The 22,666-nt window shown below is 73.2% G+C and carries 17 protein-coding genes and 1 pseudogene; 4 read left to right on the top strand and 14 right to left on the bottom strand.

Annotated features, from left to right (window positions below; translation table 11 throughout):
* Nucleotides 1-30 precede the first annotated feature (30 nt).
* Nucleotides 31-996, top strand: coding sequence for a GNAT family N-acetyltransferase (locus AB0F77_RS33590; protein ID WP_361955538.1), 966 nt, complete (start codon nt 31-33; stop codon nt 994-996).
* Nucleotides 977-1,477, top strand: a complete 501-nt coding sequence (locus tag AB0F77_RS33585) for a DUF402 domain-containing protein (protein ID WP_361955536.1) — start codon at nt 977-979, stop codon at nt 1,475-1,477. The genes AB0F77_RS33590 and AB0F77_RS33585 overlap by 20 nt, the downstream gene beginning before the upstream one ends.
* A 60-nt stretch (nt 1,478-1,537) precedes the next feature.
* On the opposite strand, the gene AB0F77_RS33580 is transcribed toward AB0F77_RS33585, so the two are convergent.
* From AB0F77_RS33580 to AB0F77_RS33525, 12 genes and pseudogenes are all read right to left on the bottom strand, one after another.
* On the bottom strand, nt 1,538-2,152 hold the full coding sequence (locus AB0F77_RS33580; RefSeq protein WP_361955534.1) for a class I SAM-dependent methyltransferase: 615 nt from the start codon (nt 2,150-2,152) through the stop codon (nt 1,538-1,540).
* A 1,127-nt stretch (nt 2,153-3,279) separates the two neighbouring features.
* Nucleotides 3,280-4,140, bottom strand: coding sequence for an alpha/beta fold hydrolase (locus tag AB0F77_RS33575; protein WP_361955532.1), 861 nt, complete (start codon nt 4,138-4,140; stop codon nt 3,280-3,282).
* A 217-nt stretch (nt 4,141-4,357) separates the two neighbouring features.
* Nucleotides 4,358-5,332 carry a hypothetical protein gene (locus AB0F77_RS33570; RefSeq protein WP_361955530.1) on the bottom strand — a complete coding sequence of 325 codons (975 nt, stop codon included), beginning with the start codon at nt 5,330-5,332 and terminating at the stop codon, nt 4,358-4,360.
* The gene (locus tag AB0F77_RS33565) at nt 5,329-8,760 is read right to left on the bottom strand and encodes a DNA polymerase III subunit alpha (protein WP_361955528.1); all 3,432 of its coding nucleotides are present in this window, start codon (nt 8,758-8,760) and stop codon (nt 5,329-5,331) included. The genes AB0F77_RS33570 and AB0F77_RS33565 overlap by 4 nt, the downstream gene beginning before the upstream one ends.
* 212 nt (nt 8,761-8,972) lie before the next feature.
* Entirely contained in the window at nt 8,973-10,052 is a 1,080-nt protein-coding gene (locus AB0F77_RS33560; RefSeq protein ID WP_361955526.1) for a S1 family peptidase, read from the bottom strand.
* Nucleotides 10,053-10,353: 301 nt separating this feature from the next.
* Nucleotides 10,354-11,259: a S1 family peptidase gene (locus tag AB0F77_RS33555; protein ID WP_361955524.1), complete on the bottom strand. Its 906-nt coding sequence runs from the start codon at nt 11,257-11,259 to the stop codon at nt 10,354-10,356.
* 228 nt (nt 11,260-11,487) lie between these two features.
* Nucleotides 11,488-12,050 (bottom strand): annotated as a pseudogene (locus AB0F77_RS33550) (DUF1684 domain-containing protein); the annotation flags it as partial.
* Complete coding sequence (locus AB0F77_RS33545) at nt 12,047-13,348, bottom strand: NtaA/DmoA family FMN-dependent monooxygenase (RefSeq protein ID WP_361955522.1); 1,302 nt, start codon at nt 13,346-13,348, stop codon at nt 12,047-12,049. The pseudogene AB0F77_RS33550 and the gene AB0F77_RS33545, both read right to left, overlap by 4 nt.
* Entirely contained in the window at nt 13,345-14,424 is a 1,080-nt protein-coding gene (locus AB0F77_RS33540) for an LLM class flavin-dependent oxidoreductase (protein ID WP_361955520.1), read from the bottom strand. Before AB0F77_RS33540 ends, AB0F77_RS33545 begins: the two co-directional genes overlap by 4 nt.
* Before the next feature lie 55 nt (nt 14,425-14,479).
* Complete coding sequence (locus tag AB0F77_RS33535; protein ID WP_361955518.1) at nt 14,480-15,241, bottom strand: amino acid ABC transporter ATP-binding protein; 762 nt, start codon at nt 15,239-15,241, stop codon at nt 14,480-14,482.
* Between the two features lie 58 nt (nt 15,242-15,299).
* Entirely contained in the window at nt 15,300-17,078 is a 1,779-nt protein-coding gene (locus AB0F77_RS33530; RefSeq protein ID WP_361955516.1) for an FAD/NAD(P)-binding protein, read from the bottom strand.
* Entirely contained in the window at nt 17,075-17,932 is an 858-nt protein-coding gene (locus tag AB0F77_RS33525; protein WP_361955514.1) for an amino acid ABC transporter permease, read from the bottom strand. Before AB0F77_RS33525 ends, AB0F77_RS33530 begins: the two co-directional genes overlap by 4 nt.
* 434 nt (nt 17,933-18,366) lie before the next feature.
* Here AB0F77_RS33525 and AB0F77_RS33520 point away from each other — a divergent pair, with 434 nt between their 5' ends.
* Nucleotides 18,367-19,320 carry an ABC transporter substrate-binding protein gene (locus tag AB0F77_RS33520; protein WP_361955512.1) on the top strand — a complete coding sequence of 318 codons (954 nt, stop codon included), beginning with the start codon at nt 18,367-18,369 and terminating at the stop codon, nt 19,318-19,320.
* A gap of 23 nt (nt 19,321-19,343) precedes the next feature.
* Here AB0F77_RS33520 and AB0F77_RS33515 read toward each other — a convergent pair whose 3' ends face one another.
* Nucleotides 19,344-20,492 (bottom strand): DUF5685 family protein, encoded by a 1,149-nt coding sequence (locus AB0F77_RS33515; protein WP_361955578.1) that lies wholly within the window; start codon nt 20,490-20,492, stop codon nt 19,344-19,346.
* 313 nt (nt 20,493-20,805) lie between these two features.
* On the opposite strand from AB0F77_RS33515, the gene AB0F77_RS33510 reads away from it, so the two are divergent.
* Nucleotides 20,806-21,243: a cell division protein SepF gene (locus AB0F77_RS33510; protein ID WP_361955510.1), complete on the top strand. Its 438-nt coding sequence runs from the start codon at nt 20,806-20,808 to the stop codon at nt 21,241-21,243.
* Between the two features lie 36 nt (nt 21,244-21,279).
* On the opposite strand, the gene AB0F77_RS33505 is transcribed toward AB0F77_RS33510, so the two are convergent.
* On the bottom strand, nt 21,280-22,470 hold the full coding sequence (locus AB0F77_RS33505; RefSeq protein ID WP_361955508.1) for an acyl-CoA dehydrogenase family protein: 1,191 nt from the start codon (nt 22,468-22,470) through the stop codon (nt 21,280-21,282).
* Nucleotides 22,471-22,666: the final 196 nt, after the last annotated feature.

Here is a 22,666-nt window from a genome sequence, read left to right as displayed (position 1 = left end):
GGGTACACGTCCCGCATAGCGTGCGGCCCCATGACTGTGATCGTGCGCGATCTGCGCCCCGAGGCCCGGACCGACGTCGAGGGCTTCGCCCGCGTCCGGCACCGCGCCCTGCCGTTCATCCTGAACACCCCCGACGCCCTCGTGTACGACCTCGCGCACGCCCACCCCGACGCCCACTACCGTCCCCTCGTCGCCGTGGCGGACGGCGAGGTCATCGGCACGGCCCAGGTCGGTCTCGTCCACGACAGCCCCCAGCCCGGCCAGGGCTATGTGAACGTCTACACGGACCCGGCGGCCCGGCGCCGGGGCGCGGGCGCGCTGCTGGTCCGCGCCGCCGAGGAGCACCTGGCCGCACGGGGCGCTCGCAGGCTGTTCTCCTGGGTCCTGGACGAGCCGGACAACCGCGCGTTCGCCGAGCGGCACGGCTACCGCGCGGGCCGCGGCGCGCACTTCCTGCGCCTGGACCTGGCGCACGGCACCCTGCCGCCGCGCGGTCCGCTCCCGCCGGGCGTCGAGCTGCGCACGGGCGCGGACTTCGCCGACGATCCGCGCCCGCTGTTCACGCTGGACGCGGAGACGTTGTCCGACGAGCCGGGCGAGATCGACCACGAGTTCACCGACTACGAGGCGTGGCTCGCCGAGACCTGGCGGCATCCGCTGCTCAGCCATGAGCTGACGTCGGTCGCCGTGGTGGACGGCCGCCCCGCCGCGTTCAGCGCGGCCCGCACGGACGGCGGCACCCTCCCCCGCTCTCGAATGCGCTCAAGCGGGGGGACCCCCATCGGCACGGTCATGACCGGCACGGCCCGCGCCTTCCGGGGGCGGGGTCTGGCCAAGCTCGCCAAGAACGACTCGCTGCACCGCGCCCGCGCCGCCGGGCTCACGGAGGCGTTCACCGGCAACGACGCGGGCAACGGCCCGATGCTCGCGATCAACAAGTGGTTCGGGTACGAGATCTGTGCGACGGAGGTCCACCATGTCCGCGACCTCGGCTGAGCCGACGCGCCCGGTGGAGGTGGTCCTGCTCAAGGGCGGCCGGACGAAGCTGCGTTATCCCGCCGAACTGCTCCGGGACGACGGCGTCCGGATCGTGGTGCGCGCCCCGTTCGCGGGCGGGCAGGTCCGTGACTTCGGGTTCGTGCGGTTCGAGCCGGGCGACGTCTTCACGGAGTACTACTGGCGGGACCGCTGGTACGCGGTGATGGAGGTCCGCGGTCCTGACGGCACGCTGAAGGGCTGGTACTGCGACGTCGCCCGCCCGGCCGTGCTCTCCGGGACGGAGCTGGTCGTCGAGGACCTGGACCTGGACCTGTGGCGCTCGGCCGACGGGAGGGACGTACGGCGGCTGGACGAGGACGAGTACGAGGCGAGCGGGCTGCGGGAGTCGGACCCCGCGGCGGCGGTCGCCGCGGAGGCGGCGCTCGACGAGCTGGAGAGGCTGGCCGGGGAGGGCGGCTTCGACGACCTGCTGGCCTGAGGTCACGGGGCCGGGGCCACGGGGCCGGACTCACGGGGGCCGGGGTCACAGGAGCCGGGGTCACAGGGTCGCCACGACCGCGTACCGCTCGTCCTCGACCTCCTTCCCCCACAGGCGGGCGTCGTCGGAGAGCCGCTCCACGCGGAGGTGCCCGGTGAGCGGTTCGAGGAGGGCGGTGAGCCGGGCGGCGGGTATGCCGGCCGGGTCGACCGTGCCCCACACGCCCTCGACCAGCACGAACCGGCCCGCCGGGCGCAGCAGGCCGCGCCAGTGGCGCAGGGCGCGGGCGGGGTCGGGGAGGGTCCACAGCACGTGCCGTACCAGCACAACGTCGTAGCGCTCCTCCCCCACCGGGGGTGCCGCCGCGTCGCCGACGAGGAACACGGCGTCGCGGCCGGCGAGCTTGGCGCGGGCCCGCTCGATCATGGCCGGGGACCGGTCGACCCCGGTGACGTGGTGGCCCTGCTCGGCGGCGAGCAGCGAGAGGCTGCCGGTGCCGCAGCCGAGGTCGAGGACGTCGCCGGGGCGGGCGGGCAGCCAGCCGCCGAGTGCGGCCGCCCAGGCGGCGCGGACCTCGGGGTCGCGCAGGCCATGGTCGGGTTCGTCGTCGAAGACGGGTGCCTCGGCGTCCCAGTCGACACCGGGTGTGGTCGTGCGGTCACGGTCGTGGGTCATGTCGCCAAGAGTGACAGCCGCCACTGACAGTCGGCCGCCGATGAGTCACCCTCCCGGAAAGGGTCCACCCCCGTGGGAACCGTTCGTCCACGGAATCCGGTGGTCCCCGGAGGAGGCAGCCATGCGCCGCGCGACCGTGCAGAAGCCCCTGAAGAAGACCCCGTCCCGCCGCCCCCACGAGGAGGCCGAGGACACCCCCACACCCCGCCCCGAAATCCGCCGAGACATAGCCCAAACCTGGTGGCCAGACGGCTGACCTCCAACGACCCGGTTGAGCCCTGGCAGCCCAGCTGAACCCAGGCGGCCCGGTGGAAGCCCGGAGGCCCGGCGGCCCGGTTGAGGCCGGCGGCCAGTTGGAGGCCCGGCCGGACAGCTAACCCCCGACGGCCCGACTGAACCCCGGCTTGCCCGGCTGGGGCCCGTCGGCCGGCCAGTTGAAGGCCCGACCGAACGGCTGCGACCCGCCCGACCGAACCCCGACCGCCCGACCGAACCCCGGCGGCCTGGCTGAGCCTCGGCGGCTTCCGGCGCCCTTCGCCCAGAGCCCGATCATCGCGGGCACCCGGGCGATCTCCGGCAACCCCGGGCCTCGTCCGGGCGCCGCGCTTCCCGCGCTGCACTTCCCGCGGCGCCCTGCCCGTCTCCGGCCGGGGCCCGGCGGGCGGCTGGAGGCGGGCGGCCAGTTGGAGGACCGGCCGGACGGCCGGCCCATGTCCCTGTGCCTCTGCGCCTGATCCCGGCGCCGACCCCGATCACGGCCCGCGCCTGGCCCCGGCCCTGGGCCCAGGCCCGGCCTCGGCCCAAGTCCCGGAGGCGATCCCGGTCACAGCGCGGGTCCCGGTCCCGGCGCCATGGCCGGCCGCGGTGCCGTCCCAGGTCCCGGAGCCGATCCCGGTCCCGGTTCCGGTCCCGGTGCTGGTTCCGGCCCCAACATGGGCTCCGGCCCCGTGTCTGATGGCTGGCTCAGTGGTGGCTTAACCCCGGCATAAAGATCGTGGTCGGTGGTTCTTCGGCGGTGATTTCGTGGGGCGTGCGGGTTAGTTTCTGATCGCCCCCGCGGGATCCCGCCCCATGCCTGACCGGCGGCTCAGGCCGGTCAGGCCGCGGTGGGGCCGGACGGGTGCCCGTCAGCCGATCACCGACGCGCAGGTGGTCGGTGTGGCGTGCCCGGGGTCGAGCGCGTTGGCGACCTCGTGGAAGGCGATCCGGTCGAGGAGGCCGATCGCCACGTGCTCGGAGAGGTCGAGCGGGCACAGGTCCTGGACCAGGACGTTGCGGACGCCGGGCCCGTCGAGGAACTGGGTGCGCCACGGCGTGGCCACTTCGTCGTACTTGGTGGCGATGACCGTGTAGCGCACGCCGGGCACGGTGTCGCCGCCCGCGTTGAGCTTGGTGAGGAACGCCGAGCCGACGACCTGGTCGGCGAGACCGGGGGTGGTGGACTTCAGCAGGTCCCCGGCGCCGGGGAAGTACGGCAGCAGGTTGGCGAGACCGCTGAGGTCGGTGCCGTGGTTGTCGGGGGCGATGCCCACGAGCGCGCCGACCTTGGCGGCCCCGCCGAGGAACTTCAGGTAGTAGCGGGGCATCATCCCGCCCTGCGAGTGCCCGACGAGGTCGACCTCGGCGGCGCCGGTCGAGGCGAGCACCGTGTCGACGTACGTGGCGAGTTGCTGCGCCGACTTGTCGATGGGGCCGAGGCCGTGGAAGAAGGGGACGCCGGGCAGTTGCCCGTAGTCGAGGGAGAAGACGCAGTACCCGCGGTCCTTCAGGTACGGCGCGAGGGACAGCCAGTTGTCGACGGAGTTGCCGAGCGTGCCGTGGACGAGGACGACGGGGCGGGGGTGGCTCGCGGACGGCTTGCAGGAGGAGTCGTTCCAGCCGGAGCTGGGGGCGTTCGCGGCATGGGCCTCGGTGGCGGGGCCGGTGGCGACGGCGGCGGTGAGGAGCAGCGCGGTGAGGGGTCCGAACACTCTCTTCCAGGGCAGCATCGAGTGATCTCCTTGCGGCTCGGGGGAGGACGACGGCCTTACGCCCTGTGATCCGGATCACGAGGATGCTGTTCACTCATCAAGTTACGGACGAGTAGCCCCACCGGGAAGTTACGCGTCAGTAAAAACTTCCGGCAACCGGTGGCACACCCGGCTCCTGATGGGACGTCACCAGCCCGATTCGACAGGCCCGTTGGGCGCTATTCGCGCCAACCGGTCACGCGGCCAGCGTCCCCGGCATCACCGCCTTCGGCCCGAACTTCGCCCGCGCGCGGTCCGCGACCTCCTCGATGCGGCGGACCTTCTCGTCGACGGGGTCGAAGGTCAGCTGATGGGAGGCCTGTTCGGCGGGGGCGAGCCGCTCCGCGCGGAGCACGACGGCCCGCACCCGGGCGCGCTGGAGCCCCAGGGCCTCGTACATGCCGTACGCGGCGCGCGTCAACGCGGCGGAGTGCGCGGTCGGTTCCGCGAGCGTGCGGCTGCGGGTGGTCGAGGTGCGGTCGGCGTAGCGCACGGTGAGGGTCAGGGCGCCGCAGACCTTCTCCAGGGCGCGCAGCCGGGCGCCCAGTTCCTCGGTGGCCGAGAGCAGGGCGCGGCGGTGCCGGCCGGGGTCCAGTTCGTCGCGGCCGAAGGGGCGTTCGGCGGCCAGGGCGGAGGACACCCCGTTCGGTACGACCCGGCCGCGGTCGACGCCGTTCGCCTTCTCGTGCAGCTCGCGGCCGGCCCTGGCGCCGACCAGGCGCTGGAGCGTGGACAGCGGTGCGGCGGCGACCCGGCCGAGGGTGTCGAGACCGTACTCGCCCAGGGTGCGGGCGGTGGCGGGGCCCACGCCGGGGAGGGCGGCGACGGGCCGCTCGGCGAGGAACTCCGCGATGCCGTCCGGGTCGTCGGGCACCACGCACGTCACCCCGGGCCGGGCGGCGCGCAGTGCCATGCGGGCCAGCATCGGGCCCGGCCCGGCGCCGATCAGGCAGTCGACGCCGTACAGCGCGAGGGCGCGGACCCGGATCACCGGGGCGAGTTCGACGGCGTCACGTCCGAAGTACCGTTCGGCGCCCCGCAGATCGGCCAGCGCCCCGTCCGGCGGCAGCGCCTCCACGACGGGGGTGAACTCCTCCAGCACGTCGAGCAGCGCGGGCAGGGCGGCCTCGCGCGTCGGCGGCGGCTGGAAACGTACGCAGAGGATGGTCATCCCGCACTCCCCGGGCTCTGGTGCCACAACTTCCGTGTCTGTGAAGGCTCTTGGCCCGCGGGCCGCAGATCGGCCCACGGGTGCATCTCGTAGCCGGTGGGCAGCTGGATGCGCCGCCCGTTCGTCGGGTCGCCGCCCGGTTCCGGCAGGGGCTCGGCGAGCCGGGCCGCGACCTCGTCGAGGCCGCCCGCGGCGCGCAGTTCGACGAGGTCGGCGAGGTTCCAGGCGGCGGCGCCCACCACGCTGAGGCTGCGCGGGCCGCGCCGCTGCACCACCCCGCGCACCAGCAGCAGCCAGGAGTGGAAGACGGTGTGGGCGCAGGCGTCGTGGGAGTCGTCGAAGAAGGCGAGGTCGACCAGGCCGGTGCCGTCGTCCAGGGTGGTGAAGATGACCCGCTTGCCGGAGCGGATCGGCGGGGTCTGGGTGGCCACCTTCGTGCCCGCCACGAGGACGGTGTCGCCGTGCCGGGCCTCGCGCAGCCGGCGTGCCGAGACCACGCCCAGCTCCTCCAGGAACTCCCGGTGGTCGTCCATGAGGTTGTGCGAGACGTCCATGGACAGCACACCGAGTTCGGCGCTGAGCCGTTCGGCCGGGGACAGGTCGGGCAGTCCGGCCGGCGCGGTCTTCCGGCCTCCCGCCAGGGGGAGTTGGCCGCCGCCCGCGCCTCGGGCGCCCCGGTGCAGTTCGGTCAGGTGCAGGTGCAGATCGCGCCGGTTGCCGCCGAAGGCGTCCAGCGCGCCGACCTGGGCCAGCCGCCCGGCCAGCGGCCGGCTCGGCCGCGCGCGCTCCCAGAAGTCGAGCAGCGAGGCGTACGGCTGTCCGGCCTCGATCCGTTCCGCCTCGGCCCCGCTGATGCCGTGCACGTCGGAGAGGGCCAGCCGCAGCCCCCAGACCTTCGGTTTTTCAGACACCAGTTCGATACGGTGGGCGACCGCCGACCGGTTCACGTCCAGCGGCAGCACGGGCACCCCGCGCCGCCGCGCGTCCGCCAGCAGCAGCCGCTTCGGGTACATCCCGGGGTCGTGGGTGAGCAGCCCGGCGTAGAAGGCGGCCGGGTGGTGCGCCTTGAGCCACGCCGACTGGTACGTCGGCACGGCGAAGGCGACCGCGTGCGCCTTGCAGAAGCCGTACGACCCGAACGCCTCGATGATCTCCCAGGTGCGCTGAATCGTTTCTGCGTCGTAGCCGCGCTCCGCCGCGTGCTGGGCGAACCAGAACCGGATGCGCCCCTGCGACCCGGGGTCCGACAGCCCGCGCCGCACCCGGTCCGCCTCGCCGCGTCCGCAGCCGGTCATGATGGCGACGATGTCGATGACCTGCTCGTGGAAGACGACCACCCCGTAGGTGCCGCGCAGCGGTTCCTCCAGGTCGGGGTGCGGGTAGCGGACCGGAGCCCGCCCGTGCCGCGCCTCGATGAAGGGCCGCACCATGTCGGCGGCGACCGGGCCGGGCCGGAACAGCGAGATGTCGACGACCAGGTCGTGGAAGTCGGCCGGCTGGAGCCGCCCGACCAGGTCCCGCTGGCCCGGCGACTCGATCTGGAAGCAGCCCAGCGTCTCGGTGGACCGGATCAGTCCGTACGTCGCCGGGTCGCCCGGGGCGATCGCGTCCAGGTCGATCCGCTCCCCCGTCGCCCGCTCCACCTCGGTGACCGCGTGGGCCATCGCCGACTGCATCCGTACGCCCAGCACGTCGAGCTTGAGCAGCCCCAGGTCCTCCACGTCCTCCTTGTCGAACTGCGACATGGGGAACCCCTCGCCGCTGGTCGGCACGACCGGTGTGCGGGAGAGCAGGGAGGCGTCGGACAGGAGCACCCCGCACGGGTGCATGGCGACGCCGCGGGGGAGGGCGTCCAGGGACTCGACCAGCTCCCACAGCCGGCCGTACCTCTCCTTCTCCCCCGCCAGCTTCCGCAGTTCGGGCAGTTCGTCGAGGGCCGCGCGGGCGTCGCGGGCGCGGATGTGCGGGAAGGACTTGGCGACGCGGTCGATCTCGGCGGGGTCCATGGACAGGGCGGCGCCCACGTCCCGGATCGCGTGCCGGACCCGGTAGGTCTCGGGCATGGAGACCGTCGCGACCCGCTCGGTGCCGAACCGGTCGATGATCGCGCGGTAGACCTCCAGCCGGCGGGCGGACTCCACGTCGATGTCGATGTCGGGCAGCACGATCCGCTCCTTGGACAGGAAGCGCTCCATCAGCAGCCCGTGCTCCAGCGGGTCGGCGTGCGCGATGCCGAGGAGGTGGTTGACGAGGGAGCCCGCGCCGGAGCCGCGCGCCGCGACCCGGATGCCCATGTCCCGTACGTCGTCCACCACTTGGGCCACCGTCAGGAAGTAGGAGGCGAAGCCGTGGTGGGCGATGACGTCCAGCTCGTGGTGCATCCGCTCCCAGTACTCCCGCTTCCCGGCATGGCCGCGCAGCACCACGCCCGCCGCGGCCCGTGAGGCCAGCACGCGCTGGGCGGTGCGCCGGCCGGCACCGACGAGGCCCGGCTCGGGGAAGTGGACGGTGCCGATGCCGAGGTCGTCCTCGGGGTCGACCAGGCACTCGGCGGCGGTGGCCCGGGTCTGCTCCAGCAGCCGGTGGGCGGTGTCGCGCCGGAAGCCCGCGGCCTCCACGATCCGCTCGGCGGCCCGCAGCATGCTGTCCGCGTCCTTGAGCCACGCCTCGCCGGAGTCCAGTTCCCCGGCCGGGTCGACGGGGACCAGCAGGCGGGCGGCGTCCAGGACGTCGGCGACCGGGCCCTGGCCGGGGTCGGCGTAGCGGACGGCGTTGCTGAGCACGGGCCGCACCCGCTGCTCGGCGGCGAAGCCGACGGTGCGGGCGGCGAGGCGCAGGGAGCCGGGTCCTGTGCCCTCGCGGCCGTGCCAGACCGCTTCGAGGCGCAGCGCGTCGCCGTAGGTCTCGCGCCAGGGGGCCAGGAGCCGGGCGGCGCGGTCGGGGCGGCCTGCGGCGAGGGCGCGGCCGACGTCGGAGTCGGGGCCGAGCAGGACGGTCAGGCCGTCGCCGTGGTTGCGGGACCGGGGCAGCAGGGGGGTGCCCTCGCCCTCGTGGGCCGCCGTGACCAGGCGGCACAGGTCCGCCCAGCCGTGGGCGCCGTCCCGGGCGAGGAAGGTCACCCGGGGTGTCGACTCGTCGATGAAGGCACCGCCGCGCACGGGGGTGCGGCGCCGCTCCCCGCGTGCGGCCCCGTCCCGCCGTACGGGCTCCGGGGCGGCGACGGCCAGCTCCGTGCCGAACAGCGGGCGGACACCCGCCGCGGCGCACGCCTTGGCGAAGCGGACCGTGCCGGCGAGGGTGTCGCGGTCGGTGAGGGCGAGGGCGTCCATGCCCCGTTCGGCGGCGCGCTCGGCCAGGCGCTCCGGGTGCGACGCCCCGTACCGCAGGGAGAACCCGGAGACGGTGCGCAGATGCGTGAAACCCGGCACCCGCACCTCCCGCACTCGTGAGCCCCAGCCGGCTCTCGAACATCAGTTCCCTACTCCACCGCCCACCATACTCCCATTTTCGAACAGCTGTACGACACCAGAAACAACACCTCCCACCTGCACAAACACCGCTCCACGACCCCGGAAGGCCCCCGGAACGCGGGAGTCCCGCCCCTCGTGCGCGGGGTGGGACTCCGGAGTGGTGGGGTGGGTCAGCCGATCTGGGTGGCCGTTGCCGAAAGGGCCTCCGTGACCGGCTGGAAGAAGGTCTCGCCGCCGGAGGTGCAGTCGCCGCTGCCGCCGGAGGTGAGGCCGATCGCGCTGCTGCCGGAGAAGAGCGAGCCGCCGCTGTCGCCGGGCTCGGCGCAGACGTCGGTCCGGATGAGACCGCTGACCGTGCCCTCCTGGTAGTTCACCGTGGCGTTCAGACCGGTGACCGTGCCGTCGTGCACCTGGGTCGTCGAGCCGCTGCGGGTGACCTTCATGCCGACCGTGGCCTCGGCGGCGCCGGTGATCGGCTGCGCCGAACCGTCGTAGAGGTCGACCTCGCTCGGGTGGTCGACGTCCGCGGTGTACTTCACCAGGCCGTAGTCGTTGCCCGGGAAGCTGGACTGCTCGTTCTCGCCGATGACGCGGCCCGACGGGTCCGACCAGCTGGAGATGGCCTCGGTGCAGTGCCCGGCGGTCAGGAAGTACGGCTGTCCGCCCTTGACCACGTTGAAGCCCAGCGAGCAGCGTCCGCCCGCGCCGGTGATGGCGTCGCCGCCCGCGACGAAGGGCTTGTACTCCCCCTCGGAGCGCTGGAGTTCGGCCGTGCCGCCGAGCCCGTCGACCACCTCGGAGAGGGTGGCCCACTCGGCCGCCGAGACGGTTCTGTCGGCGGTGACGACCACCTTGTTGGTGACCGGGTCGGTCGACCAGGAGGTGCCGGGGATCGTCGCGTCCCGCTTCAACGTGGTGCGCGCGCCGTCGAGTTGGGCGAGCGAATGGGCCACGACCCGGGCCCTGGCGCCGGCCGCCTCGACCGCCTGGGCGGCCGTCTCGTCGAGCACGTTGACGACGAGGCTCTTCGTCTTCGTGTCGTAGTAGGTCCCGGCCGCGTCGGTGCCGAGGTCCCGGACCAGCGTGGAGGCGAGCTTTCCGGCCGCCGGGACCGACAGGGTCCCGGGCACGGCGGTCCTCGGGGCCTCGCTGGCGTTCGCACTCTGGAAGGTGACTCCCGCGGCGACGAGCGCGGCGATTCCCGCGCCCGCCAGGGCGGCCCGCCGCCGGGGTATGCGTCGGTGCTTCAACTCATGTCCTCCTGTGGGGGATCGGACCGTGAGGTTGTGGGGACTTCACGGTCCGAAAGGCCGGTTGACGGGCGCCCACTATTCCGACCCCGACGGAGGCGCACAAGGTGGCCGCGGGAATTCGCACTGCAAACACTACGAGCGAGTAACCCGTGGAGGGGAAGTGACGTCCGATCACGGCTTCGATACGCCCCCCCCCGGCGGTCGGCGGGACCGCGGGCCGGGCAGCGGAAGACCCCCGCACGCGGATCGCGTGCGGGGGCCCTGAGGAACGGTGGAGCGGTGGAGCGGGCGGGGGACGTCAGAAGACGTGGACCCCGTAGGCGCTCAGCGCCTCGGTGACCGGCTGGAAGAAGGTCGTACCGCCGGACGAGCAGTTGCCGCTGCCGCCGGAGGTCAGACCGTAGGCCACACCGCTGTTGGAGTACAGCGGACCGCCGGAGTCGCCGGGCTCGGCGCAGACCGTGGTCTGGATCAGGCCGCTGACGATGCCGTCGGCGCCGTAGTTGACGGTCGCGTTGAGCGCGGTGACCCGGCCGCTGTGGATGCCGGTGGTGGAACCGCGGCGGTTGACCGTGGTGCCGACGGAGGGCGTGGCCGCGCTGGTGATGTCCACGCTGCCCACCGCGCCCGACTTGGTCACCGAGGTGTTGGTGTAGCGCACGATGCCGTAGTCGTTGCCCGGGAACGAGGAGCCCGCGGTGGTGCCGAGGGTGGTCGTGTGGGCCGAGTTGGACCACCAGGTGCCCGCGCCGTCGGTGCAGTGACCGGCGGTCAGGAAGTAGTAGTTCCCGCTGTTGTCCTGCACGTTGAAGCCGAGCGAGCAGCGCCAGCTACTCGCATAGATGGCGTCGCCGCCGGAGATCAGCTTCTTGAAGGTGCCCGGGGTGCGCTTGATGGTGAGCGCGCCCGCGTTGCCGCCCGCCTGCTCCTTGATCTTGGCGATCTCGGCGTCGGAGACGGTGCTGTCGACGGTCACGAGGACCCGGTTGCCGGTGCTGTCGACCGCCCAGGCCGTACCGGGGACGTCGGCCTTCAGCACGGAGTCCCGCGCACTGGTCAGCTGGTTCGCGCTGAACGTCGGTGCCTCGCTCGCGTTCGCGGTGGGGACGGCGATCGCGGCGGCGGCCGCGAGACCGGTGGCCACGGCGATCAGCCGGGTCCGTCTCGCGATGGCGCTACGGGTGGTGGTGCGCTTGATCCTCACTTGTCGTTCCCTCCCAGGGGAAGTCGGGGGCCCGCGTGGGGTCGGGGCCCGTGAGGCGCAGCCGGGGTCACCGTGCCCGGGTTCCGGACCCGACGTGACCCTGACAAGCGCTGAGGGGGAGTATTCGGCCGAACGGCCGGTCGGCGCAAGAGTGGCTTTCGGCCGTCGGTTTTTAAAGGATCTTTACCGAACGAGCTCTCGCTCCCCCGCCCCGATCGCGACGTCCAGCGCGGCCGGATAGAGGAAACGGAACCGGAAGCTGCCCCGCCCACCGGTGGCGTCGGCGAACACACCCCACAGCCGGCCGTCGGCCAACTGCCCCACCTGGAGGGTCAGTTCACGCCCCTCGAGGGAGAAGGCGAGTTCCCCCGCGAGGGCGAGTCCGCGCTCGCGGCCGTCCGCGTTGCCCACTCGCACGGTGCGCGGCGCGCGGGGGTGTGCGGGTCGTAGTCCCGTACGCCCCACACCCCTTCGCGGACCAGCACGACCAGCCTGCGTTCGCCCAGGGTGACCCGCGCCCGCGGCTCGTGGTCGGCGCCGAGGCGGACCTCGCCGGAGAAGGGCCGTCCGTCGAGCGAGAGTCCGTCGGCGCCTTCGGCGGTGAGCACGACCCCGTCACCGTCGGTCCTCCACCGGCCCGGGATGGCCGGAAGTCGCCCGTCCGGACGCCCGTCCGGACGGTCCTCGATCCAGTGGGTGCCCGCCGGCGCGAGCGGCCCATGGGGCGCCGAGACCGATTCCGTGCGCCGCTCGTGCCACTGCTTCCAGGCGTCGGACGCGTCCGACGTCATGTGGTCGGTCCCTTCCGTGCCGGGGCGGACAACCCCAGGTGCGAGCGCAGGGTCGCGCCCTCGTATTCCGTGCGGAACGCGCCGCGTTCCTGGAGCAGCGGCACCACCCGGTCGACGAATTCGTCGAGGCCGCCGGGGATGTGGTGCGGCAGCAGGACGAAGCCGTCGGCGGCTCCGTCCCGCACCAGCGTGTCGAGCGTCCCGGCGACCGCCTCGGGGGTGCCGGTGAGACAGCGGCCGGCCCGTGCCTCGATCACGGTCTGCCAGATGGACAGCCCCTTCTCCCTCGACAGCGCCCGCCACTTCTCGGCGAGCGCGACGGCGTCCCCGTACCGTTCCGGGTCCCGGTCGGCGCCGGGTTCCGGGTCGGTCTCGGGGAGCGGGCCGTCGGGGTCGTATCCGGACAGGTCGGTGCCCCAGACGCGTTCCAGGGCCACGATCGCGCCGCGCGGTGAGACCTGGCGGCGCCGGATCTCGGCCTCCCGTTCGTGTGCCTCGGCCGCGGTGTCGCCGAGGCACACGAGGACGCCGGGCATGACCTTCACCTCGTCCGGTGCCCGGCCGTGACGCACCAGGCGCCGCCGCACGTCGGCGCACAGGGCGCGGCCGGCCCCGGGCGGGCCGGGCCGGGTGCACAGCACGTCGGCGGTGGCGGCGGCGAACTCCCGGCCCTCGGCCGAGTCGCCGGACCTGATCAGCACCGGGTGCCCCTGCGGCGGCCTGGGCAGGCCGAAGGCGCCCGCGACATCGAAGTGCGGGCCCCGGTGCGCGACCGCCCGCGGCGCCCCGTCCGGGGGCCGGGAGTCCCACAACTCCCGTGCCACGGCGACGCTTTCGACGGCCCGCGCATGGCGGTCGGCACGGCCGTGCGCTCCGCCGTACCGGAAGTTGGCGCGGGTGCGGGCGTCGTCGGAGACCACCACGTTCCAGGCGGCCCGGCCCCCGCTGAGGTGGTCCAGGGTGGCGAGCCGGCGGGCGAGGTCGTACGGCTGGTGGAAGGCGGTGTCGGCCGTGGCGGCGAGCCCCAGCCGGCCGGTGACGGCGGCGAGCGCGTGGAGCACGGTGAACGGATCGGGCCGGCCCGCCACGGCCGACTCGTCGATCAGACCCCGGTGTTCGCGCGGCCGCAGCCCCTCGGTCGCCAGGACGAAGTCGAACAGCCCGCGCTCGGCGGTGCGCGCCAGCCGTTCGAAGGAGGAGAACTCGATCTGCGCCCCCGGGCCCTGGCCGGCCCAGACGGCGCCGCCGCCGGCGCCCGGCAGCCGGGCGGCGAGATGGAGCCGCCTGCGTACGGTCATGACGTTCCCCCGGTCATGGCGTAGCGGTTGGCGGGCCGGGCGAGGCCGAGGTGCTCGCGCAGGGTGCTGCCCGGGTAGAAGGTGCGGAACAGGCCGCGGTGCTGGAGCAGCGCGACGGTGCCGTTGACGAGCCGCTCCAGGTCACGGCGCGGCTCGACGGGCACGAGGTGGAAGCCGTCGGCGACGCCGTCCGTGTGCCAGGCGGCGATGAGCTCCGCGAGGCCGACGGGGCCGCCGCGGTACAGCGGGCCGTGCGCGGTCTGCCGGGGGCCGCCCCCGCCGTGGCCCGGTGCGGCGGCGCGCTCACCGCCGCCGAGGTCGACGGCGAGGCTCACCAGGACCCGCGGTGTGCCCGGTGGCCGGCCGAACCCGGCCGCGAGGGAGCGCAGTCGGTCGCGCACGGCGGCGGTCTGCGCGGCGCCGGCGGTGCTCAGCAGGGCCACGTCGGCGTACCGGGCCGCGGTCCGCCGGGCCGCCTCCGCCGTGGCGTCGACCACCCGGACGGGGTGGCCCTGCGGGGGGCGGGGCACGACCGAGGGTCCCTCGACGGAGAAGCCGGTGCCGGTGAAGCGGACCGGGTGCAGCTTGTCCCGGTCGACGAAGCGGCCGGTGGACACGTCGTGCACCTCGGCGTCGTCCTCCCAGCTGTCCCACAGCCGCGCCGCCGCGTCGGCGACCTCGCCCGCCTCCCGCCACAGCGCGTCGGCGGAGCCGGTGCGGCGGCGGCCGAACAGCCGGGCCTCGTCCTCCCCTGCCGAGACCTCCAGCCGCCAGCCGGCCCGGCCCCGGCTGACCCAGTCGAGGGTGGCGACGGCGGCCTGGACGTGGAAGGGCTCGGTGTGGGTGGTGGTCACCGTCGGCACCAGGCCGATGCGGGAGGTCTCGGGCGCCACCCGGGACAGCACGGCGAGCGCGTCGGGGCCGGGGCGGCCGTAGCCGTCGCCGAGCGTGACGAAGTCGAGCCCGCCGCTCTCGGCGAGCCGTACCAGGTCGGTGTACGGGGCGGCGGCGTGCGCCGGCGGCAGGTCGACGGCCGCGGCCAGGTGCAGCAGCCCCCGGCCGTGCGATGAGGTCATGGGCGGGAACCCTTCTTCTCGGGAGCGTGGTCCACGGGTCGGCGGCGCGTCCGGCTCACAGGACCTTCGCGAGGAACGCACGGGTGCGCTCGTGGCGCGGGGCGTCCAACACCTCGGCGGGTGGGCCCTGTTCGACGATCCGGCCGGCGTCCATGAACACCACCGTGTCGGCGACCTCGCGGGCGAAGCCGATCTCGTGGGTGACAATGATCATGGTGGTGCCCCGGGTCGCCAAATCCTTGATGACGTCGAGGACTTCACCGACCAGCTCGGGGTCGAGCGCGGAGGTCGGCTCGTCGAACAGCAGCAGCTTCGGTTCCAGGGCGAGGGCCCTGGCGATGGCGACGCGCTGCTGCTGCCCGCCGGACAGCTGCCGCGGGCGGGCGTCGGCCTTGTCGGCAAGGCCCACCCGGTCGAGCAGCCGCAGCGCGTCCGCCACGGCCCGCGCGCGGGGGCGTCCCAGCACGGACACCGGGGCCTCGACGATGTTCTCCACCACGGTGAGGTGCGGGAAGAGGTGGAAGTTCTGGAAGACGAACCCGATGCGGGTGCGCTGCTTGAGGACCTCGCGCTCGGGCAGTTCGTACAGCTTGTCGCCGGAGCGCCGGTAGCCGATCAGCGTGCCGTCCACGCTGATCGCGCCCCGGTCCACCTTCTCCAGGTGGTTGACGGTGCGCAGCAGCGTGGACTTGCCGGAGCCGGACGGGCCGAGGACGACGGTGACCTCACCGGTGCGGACCTGGAGGTCGATGCCCTTGAGGACGTCGAGCGTGCCGAAGCTCTTGTGGACGGACCTGATGTCGACCATGACGCTCATCGCGGGCATCCCTCGGATCTCGGTGGGGTCGGTGAACTCGGTTCGGGGTGCGCGGTGTTCACGCGTCGGCGGCGTCGGGGCGGGCGCGCAGGAAGGCGAGGACGGCCCGTGCGGTGGCGTCGTTCTGCCGGAACGCGGGGCCTCCGGTGCGCGGCCGGGTGAAGGCGCCGGGGGTGCGGGCGTCGGTGAACGGGCCGAGCGCGAACCGCCGTCGGTGCGGACGGCCGTCCCGGTCGAGGACGCGCCCCTCCTCGGGGTCCACCCGCAGCAGCCCCTCGGGGCTCTCGGCGGCGCCGTCGGCGTGCAGCCCGCGCAGCAGCCCGTCGCGGGCGCGTCCGAGGGTGGGTTCGGGCAGCCGCGCCTCCACCAGCGCCCGTGCGGTGACGGAGAAGCCGGGCACGGTCGGGCTCGACGCCCGGAACACCCCGTCCTCGGCGGTCACGGCCATGTCGGCGCCGACGAAGCGCAGCAGACCGGCCCGGGACAGCGCGAGCATCTGCCGCAGCCGGGGTCCCGGCGGCCCGGAGGCCAGATAGCTGAAGAAGCCGTGCCACCAGGGGCCGATGTCGCCCAGCCGGATCAACTGCCCGTAGACGGAGAGCAGTCCGAGGAAGACGGACAGGTCGGGGCTGTGCCGGGGGTCGTGCCGGCGGGCGAGGTCGTCCTCGATGTGGCGGCGCAGCCCGTCCTGGAAGTCCTCGTGGGAGGCGTGGCGCACGCCGTCGAGCGGGCGGTCGAGCGCGGCGAGGTCGAGCCGGTCGGCCGGCTCGGACACGGCGGCGGCGACGAGGGCGTGCAGGTCGGCGGTGCTCACCGCGGCGGCGTACTTCTCCTCGAAGACGGCCCAGGACACGGCCGTGCGCTCGGGGTGGACGGTGAACAGCCGGTGGTAGTGGGCGAAGCCGAGTTCCTTCTCCACCAGCGGCCACACGTCCCGCCGGAAGTCGAAGCCCCCCGGCCGCGCGAGCAGTTCGTCGATCTCGGCGGGCCCGAGGAAACGGGGCAGCGGGGGCCGCCCGCCGGTCCAGTCGTAGCCGATCTTCGAGTGGTACGGCACACCGCGCCGCGAACCGACGTACAGCACCGGCTCCCGTCCCGAGGGCACATAGGTGTCGCCCTCGTGGCGTCCGCCGCGGCCCTCGGTGAGCAGCACCAGCAGGTCGACGAAGGCGAGTCCGAAGCCGCGCACCAGGACGGGGGCGCCGGGCGCCAGCGCGCCGAGGTCGCTGTCGGCGGTGAAGTCGGGCGGCAGGTGGACCAGCCCGTTGGCGCGGGCGTACCGCGCCAACTCGGCCTGCTCCGGGTCGAGTTCGGCGTCGAGATGGCCGAGGGCGAGAACAACGAGGTCGGCGGGGAGCGGTTCGGTCCTGCCCTCCAGCCACACCCGCTGGCGGCCCTCGGGCGGTCCGTCCACCCGCAGGGCGCGCACGGGGTGGTGGCGGACGGTGACGTCCGGGGGCAGGTCGGCCACCGCCCGGTCGTACACCCAGCGCAGATAGCGGCCCTGGAGCTGCCGGTCGGCGAAGGTCCGGCCGTCGAGGTCAGCCCACTCGTGCAGGGTGGGGCCCTCGCGCACCGGCCCCGCCATCCGCACGGTGTCGTCGGTGAACATGGTGACGTCCTCGGCGTGCGAGTTCATCCACAGCAGCGGGGACTGGGCCGCGCGCCAGATGCGCCCGGCGCCCGGCGGATGCGGGTCGACCAGATGGATGTCGAGGCCCGTACCGTCGTACAGCTCCGGCGCGTTGGCGGCGATCCGCTCGATCAGACCGGCCCCGCGCGGCCCGGCCCCGACGATCACGAGCTGGGCGCGTACCGGGTGTCGCGTCCCGCTCATCGGGCCGTCTCCGTCCCGCGGGCGTAGTGCCTCTCCACGTAGTACTGGCCGACGCCGAGCAGCGAGGTGACGACGGTGTACCAGAGGGTGGCGACCATCAGGAGCGGGATGACCTGGTAGGTGCGGTGGTAGACGAGCTGTACGGAGAAGAGCAGGTCGCTGACGGCGATGACACTGACGATGGAGGTGCCCTTGAGGGTGCCGATCAGCATGTTCCCGGCGGGCGGCACGATGGAGCGCATCGCCTGGGGCAGCACGATCCGCCACAGCCTGCGCCACCGGCTCAGCCCGAGCGCCTGCGCGGCCTCGACCTGGCCGCGGTCGACGGAGAGGATGCCGCCGCGCACGACCTCGGCGGCGTAGGCGGCCTCGTGCAGGGTGAGTCCGACGACCGCCACGGCGACCGGGCCGAGCAGGTTGACGGTCTTCACGCCGAACACCTGCGGGTACAGCGCCCCGATGTTGAACCACAGCAGGAGCTGCACCAGGATCGGTATGGAACGGAACAGCCAGACGTATCCCCAACTGACGGCCCTCAGCACGGGGTTGGCGGAGAGCCGGAACACGGCGAGCAGGGTGCCGAGGGCGAAGCCGAGCACCATGACGACCGCGGTCAGCCACAGGGTGAGCCACAGGCCGCGCAGCACGGAGTCCGAGGTGAAGTAGTCGGCGACGACGCCCCATTGGAACGCCTGGTTGCGCAGGACGGAGGTGGCGGCGAGCCCGAGCAGGACGAGGACGGCGACGGCGGCCGTCCACTGCCCGAACCGGCGGTGCGGGACGATCCGCAGGGTGTCCGCGCGCTCGGGTGTCTCCGGGGCGGCGGGGACCTTGGCGAGGGTGTCGGATGACATGGGAAGGCTCCGTGACGTTCGTCGAACACGGGTGGGTGCCTTCACACGGCGCGCCGGGGGCGCGTACGGCCGAGCCCCTCAGCAGGGCCGCCCATCGAGAGTACGGCGGCGTTTCCCCCCGCTGTCAAGGCCGTCCACACTGTGAGCGGTACGTCTCAAGTCGGTTGACGGGCTTCGGGAGACCTGTTCCACTTGGCCCATGCATCCACAGCAGTGGCTGGTCACCCGCTCCCACATCGACTTCGGTCGCGTGTGGTCCTGTTCCTGTTGAGCCGACCCCCTGCGCGCCCTGCCTGACGGCAGGAGTTCTCCGCGTCCTCCCTGTTTTCAGGGCCCCCCCTTTTTCGTACCGCCGCCTTCACACGCGCACCCCTCCCCTCGCGCTCCCCCTCGTACGTCCGCGCACCCTCATGTCTCCAGGAGACCGCCGCCCGATGCGTACACCTCCGCACGCCCGTCGTCGCCCCTTCCTCCCCTTCGCCCTGATCTCCTCGGCCGCTCTGCTGCTCACCGCCTGCGGCTCCGGCACCGGCACCGGGAACACGTCCGCGGCCGCCGCCGCGGGCGAACCCGCCGCGATCCCGACCACGGACGTCGTCTCGGCCGTCCACGAGAACGCGGCGGCGGCCCGGCTGCTGCCCCCGGGCACGACCCGCGTCACCGTCGCGGTCGCCGTCGGGGGCACCCCGCCCGGCATCACCTACCTCGACGACGGCAGGACGCTGACCGGCCAGGACCTCGACTTCACCCGTGCCGTCGCGCGGGTGCTCGGCCTCGGGCTCAAGGTGGAACAGGCCGGCTTCGAGGCGATCCTGCCCGCCCTCGACAGCGGCAAGTACGACGTGGGCGCCAGCAACTTCGGCGTGACCGACGAGCGCCGCAGAACCATCGACTTCGTCACCTACATCAACGACGGCCAGGGCTTCGCCGTCCGCAAGGACAGCAAGCTGGGCAGGGTCACCGACCTCCGGCAGCTGTGCGGGCTGAACGTCGCGACCGGCGCGGGCACGACGTTCGAGGCCACGCTGGAGGAGAGCAAGCACGTGTGCACGGACGCGGGGAAGAAGGCGTACGCCGTGCAGACCTACGGCGAGCAGGGCGCCCTGTGGTCCTCGCTCCAGCAGGGCCGCAGCGACGTCGTGATGTCCACGATCAACGGTCTGCGCTACTCGGTGGCCCAGCAGCCCGGCCTGAAGTTCCTCAACGAGTTCCACCGCCTGGACGTGGGCTTCGCCTTCAAGAAGGGCACGAAGCTCGCCCCCGCGTTCCGGGCGGCGGTGAACCGGCTGATCGCCGACGGCACCTACGACAGGATCCTTGAGAAATGGGGGACGACCGGCTCGGCCATCCCCACGTCCCGGATCAGCCCCCCGGAACTGAAGGACTGACCGCACCCCCCGGCGGGACGGCGTCACGCGCCGCAGTCGCAGCACTCACAACATTCGCAGCACTCGCAGCACTCACAGCAGTCGCAGCAACCGCCGTCGCAGTCGCAACCGAGGCCCGACCGCCGCTGCCGCGACCACGGCCCCTCGAACTCGTCGGCGCAGCACACCTGGCACGTGCAGCACAGCCCGATCGCCGCCGCGCACCCCGCCCAGAACCCCCGCCGCTGCGGCCCCGGCGGCTGTCCCCCGAAGGGACTGAACGGATTGCCCGGCGGCACCTGGGGGCCGAAGGACGCCTGCGGTCCGTGCCCGCAGGACGCCGTCCCGAACGCCCGGTCCACCGACCGCGCCAGTTCGTGCGCGAGCAGCAGATGGGCCAGCGAGCCGTCCGTGAACTCGACGTCCCGCAGGGCCAGCCGGACGCCGTGCAGCGCGTCGTCGGCGAGCCTGCGCGCCTCGGCCAGGGACGTCCCGGTCGCGGTCAGCGGGTTCCACGCGCCCGACGCGGCGTCGGCCTCCTGGTCCTCCACGGCGTCCAGGAGGTGCGCGAGCCGGCCGAACAGCCGTCCCGCCTCGGCGAGCGGCGCCGCGTTGCCCGGACGTCCGGCGAGCACCGCGGTGTGCGCGAAGGCCGCCGCCGTCGCGGTCTCGGTCGGCTCGGTGACCGTGAGGACCGGCGTCCCGGGCCCGGCCAGCGCCTCTACGCCGACCTGCCGTTCGACGGCGTCCACGAGGAGCGCGGTGTCGAAGCCGACGGCCGAGCCGCCGCGCGCGCCCGCCCGGCCCCAGCGGTCCGCGACGCGGCGGGCGGCGAGCGCGACCGGGCCGCGGGCCAGCAGCCCGTCACCGTCGGCGACATGGTCGTGCACCTTGGCCGAGGCGAGCACCAGCGAGACGGCCGCCGCGAGCCGCGCCCCCTCGCCCTGGGCGACCGGGGCGGTGCGCATGCCGCGCAAGGGGCACGGCCCGGCAGTACGCCGTCGTCCGTCCGCCGTGCCGGACTGAGCCTCCGTCAGAACCGATATGAGGAGCCCGTCGTAGTTCGTCACGATGCGTGCGAGCTGTCCGTGGTCTCCGCGAAGTGCGAGGCAGAGCCCGCACAGATGCGCCATCCACTGGGTCTTGAGGTGCTCACCGAGCCGGTGGGCACAGGGCCTGACGATTCCGAACACGACCATCCCCCGTATCGTGATCCGACGTTGAGCGGCGGCATCGTACCGGTAGTCGGGGGTACAGCAGCAGGGGGGTCCCCTCACCCGCACGCACCACGCATCACCCATACGCCGCGAAGAATCATATTTCACTCATAGTCAGCAGCCGTACGTGGCACGACCCTTGTGGCGCAGGGGCTCTCGACGTACGGGCTGTGCACCAGTACCGTCACAAACCCCCCGCGCGGCGTCTATCCACTTGGCGCGTCATCCGCATCATGGATGACCATAGGGATGCGGAAGGCAAGAAGGACCGCTGTGAGAGGAGGCGTCCATGGGATCGGTACGCAAGGCGAGTGCCTGGCTTGGCCTCGTCGACGACAACGATGACGAGCGCTACTACGACGACGACTACTCCGAAGGGACCGAGCCCGGGGATGCCTGGGTCACCGACCCGCGGGTCAAGGTGGCCTCGGACACCGCCGAGGAGAAGGACCGCCGCATCGGCACGGTGACCCCGGACAGCTTCCGGGACGCGCGCGCCATCGGCGAACTGTTCCGGGACGGCGTCCCGGTCATCATGAACCTCACGGCCATGGACGCCGGTGACGCCAAGCGCGTGGTCGACTTCGCCGCCGGGCTCATCTTCGGTCTGCGCGGTTCCATCGACCGGGTCTCCAACCGGGTGTTCCTGCTGACGCCCGCCGACACCGAGATCATCAGTGGCGACGCGGCCACGCACCGCTCGGACGGCTTCTTCAACCAGAGCTGAGGCAGGGCCGCTCGCCGGCCCTGCCCCGCTTCGGGGTCAGCGGAAGGCGTCGAGTCCGGTGAGCGCCTTGCCGAGGACGAGCTGGTGCATCTCGACGGTGCCCTCGTACGTGAGCACCGATTCCAGGTTGGTCGCGTGCCGCATCACGGGGTACTCCAGGGAGATCCCGTTGGCACCGAGGATCGTCCGTGCGGTACGGCAGATCTCGATGGCCTCCCGTACGTTGTTGAGCTTGCCGAAGCTGACCTGCTCGGGACGCAGGCGGCCGGCGTCCATCCGCCGCCCCAGATGGTGGGCGAGCAGGATCCCCTTGTGCAGTTCGACCGCCATGTCGGCGAGTTTGGCCTGGGTGAGCTGGAAGCCGCCGATGGGCCTGCCGAACTGCTCCCTCGACCTCGCGTAGGCGAGTGCCGCCTCGAAACTGCTGCGGGCCGCGCCCATGGCGCCCCACACGATGCCGTACCGGGCGTGCGACAGACAGGCGAGCGGGCCGCGAAGACCCACGACCTCCGGGAGCACGGCGTCCGCGGGCAGCCGTACGTCGTCCATGACCAGCTCGCTCGTGACGCTGGCGCGCAGGGACCACTTGTGCTTGATCTCCGGGGCGGAGAAGCCGGGGGTCGCGGTGGGGACGGCAAAGCCGCGGATGCCCTCGTCGGTCTGCGCCCAGACGACGGCGACCTCGGCGACCGAGCCGTTGGTGATCCACATCTTGCGGCCGTTCAGGACCCAGTCGCCGCCGTCGCGCTTGGCGTGGGTGCGCATGGAGGCGGGGTCGGAGCCGTGGTCGGGTTCGGTGAGGCCGAAGCAGCCGATCGCCTCGCCGGCCGCCATGCGGGGCAGCCAGTGCCGCTTCTGGTCCTCGCTGCCGAAGCGGTGGATCGCGTACATGGCGAGGGAGCCCTGGACCGAGACGAGGGAGCGGATGCCGGAGTCGGCGGCCTCCAGTTCCAGGCAGGCGAGGCCGTACTGCACGGCGGTGGCGCCGGCGCAGCCGTAGCCGGTGAGGGACATGCCGAGGGCGCCCAGCTCGCCGAGTTCCCTCGCGAGATCCTTGATGACCGGGAGTTCGCCGCGTTCGTACCACTCGGCGATGTGGGGGAGGACGCGGGTGCCGGCCCAGGTGCGTACCGTGTCGCGGACGGCCAGGTCCTCGGGGTCGAGGAGGTCGCTGATGCCGAGGGGGTCGGCGGGGTCGAACGCGGGAAGCTTGGCAGACCCGGACATGAACCCTCCGTCAACATAAACTAGCGCCGCTAACCCCAAGGTACCAGCCACGGCTTCCTGTCCCGGCCCGGCAACTCAAGAACCCCGGGTCGCCACGACCCACCCCACCCGCCCGTAACGGTTGGGCAGGAGGCCAGGCTTTGCCGTGGGGGTTCTTGCCGTTGGTGGGCGTTGGGCTTGGGGTTCTCGGTGTTCG

The sequence above is a fragment of the Streptomyces sp. NPDC026672 genome (assembly GCF_040638185.1).
Classification (GTDB): Bacteria; Actinomycetota; Actinomycetes; order Streptomycetales; family Streptomycetaceae; genus Streptomyces.
The sequence above is the reverse complement of the archived record's forward strand: the minus strand, read 5'-3'. Positions and strand labels throughout refer to the sequence as shown.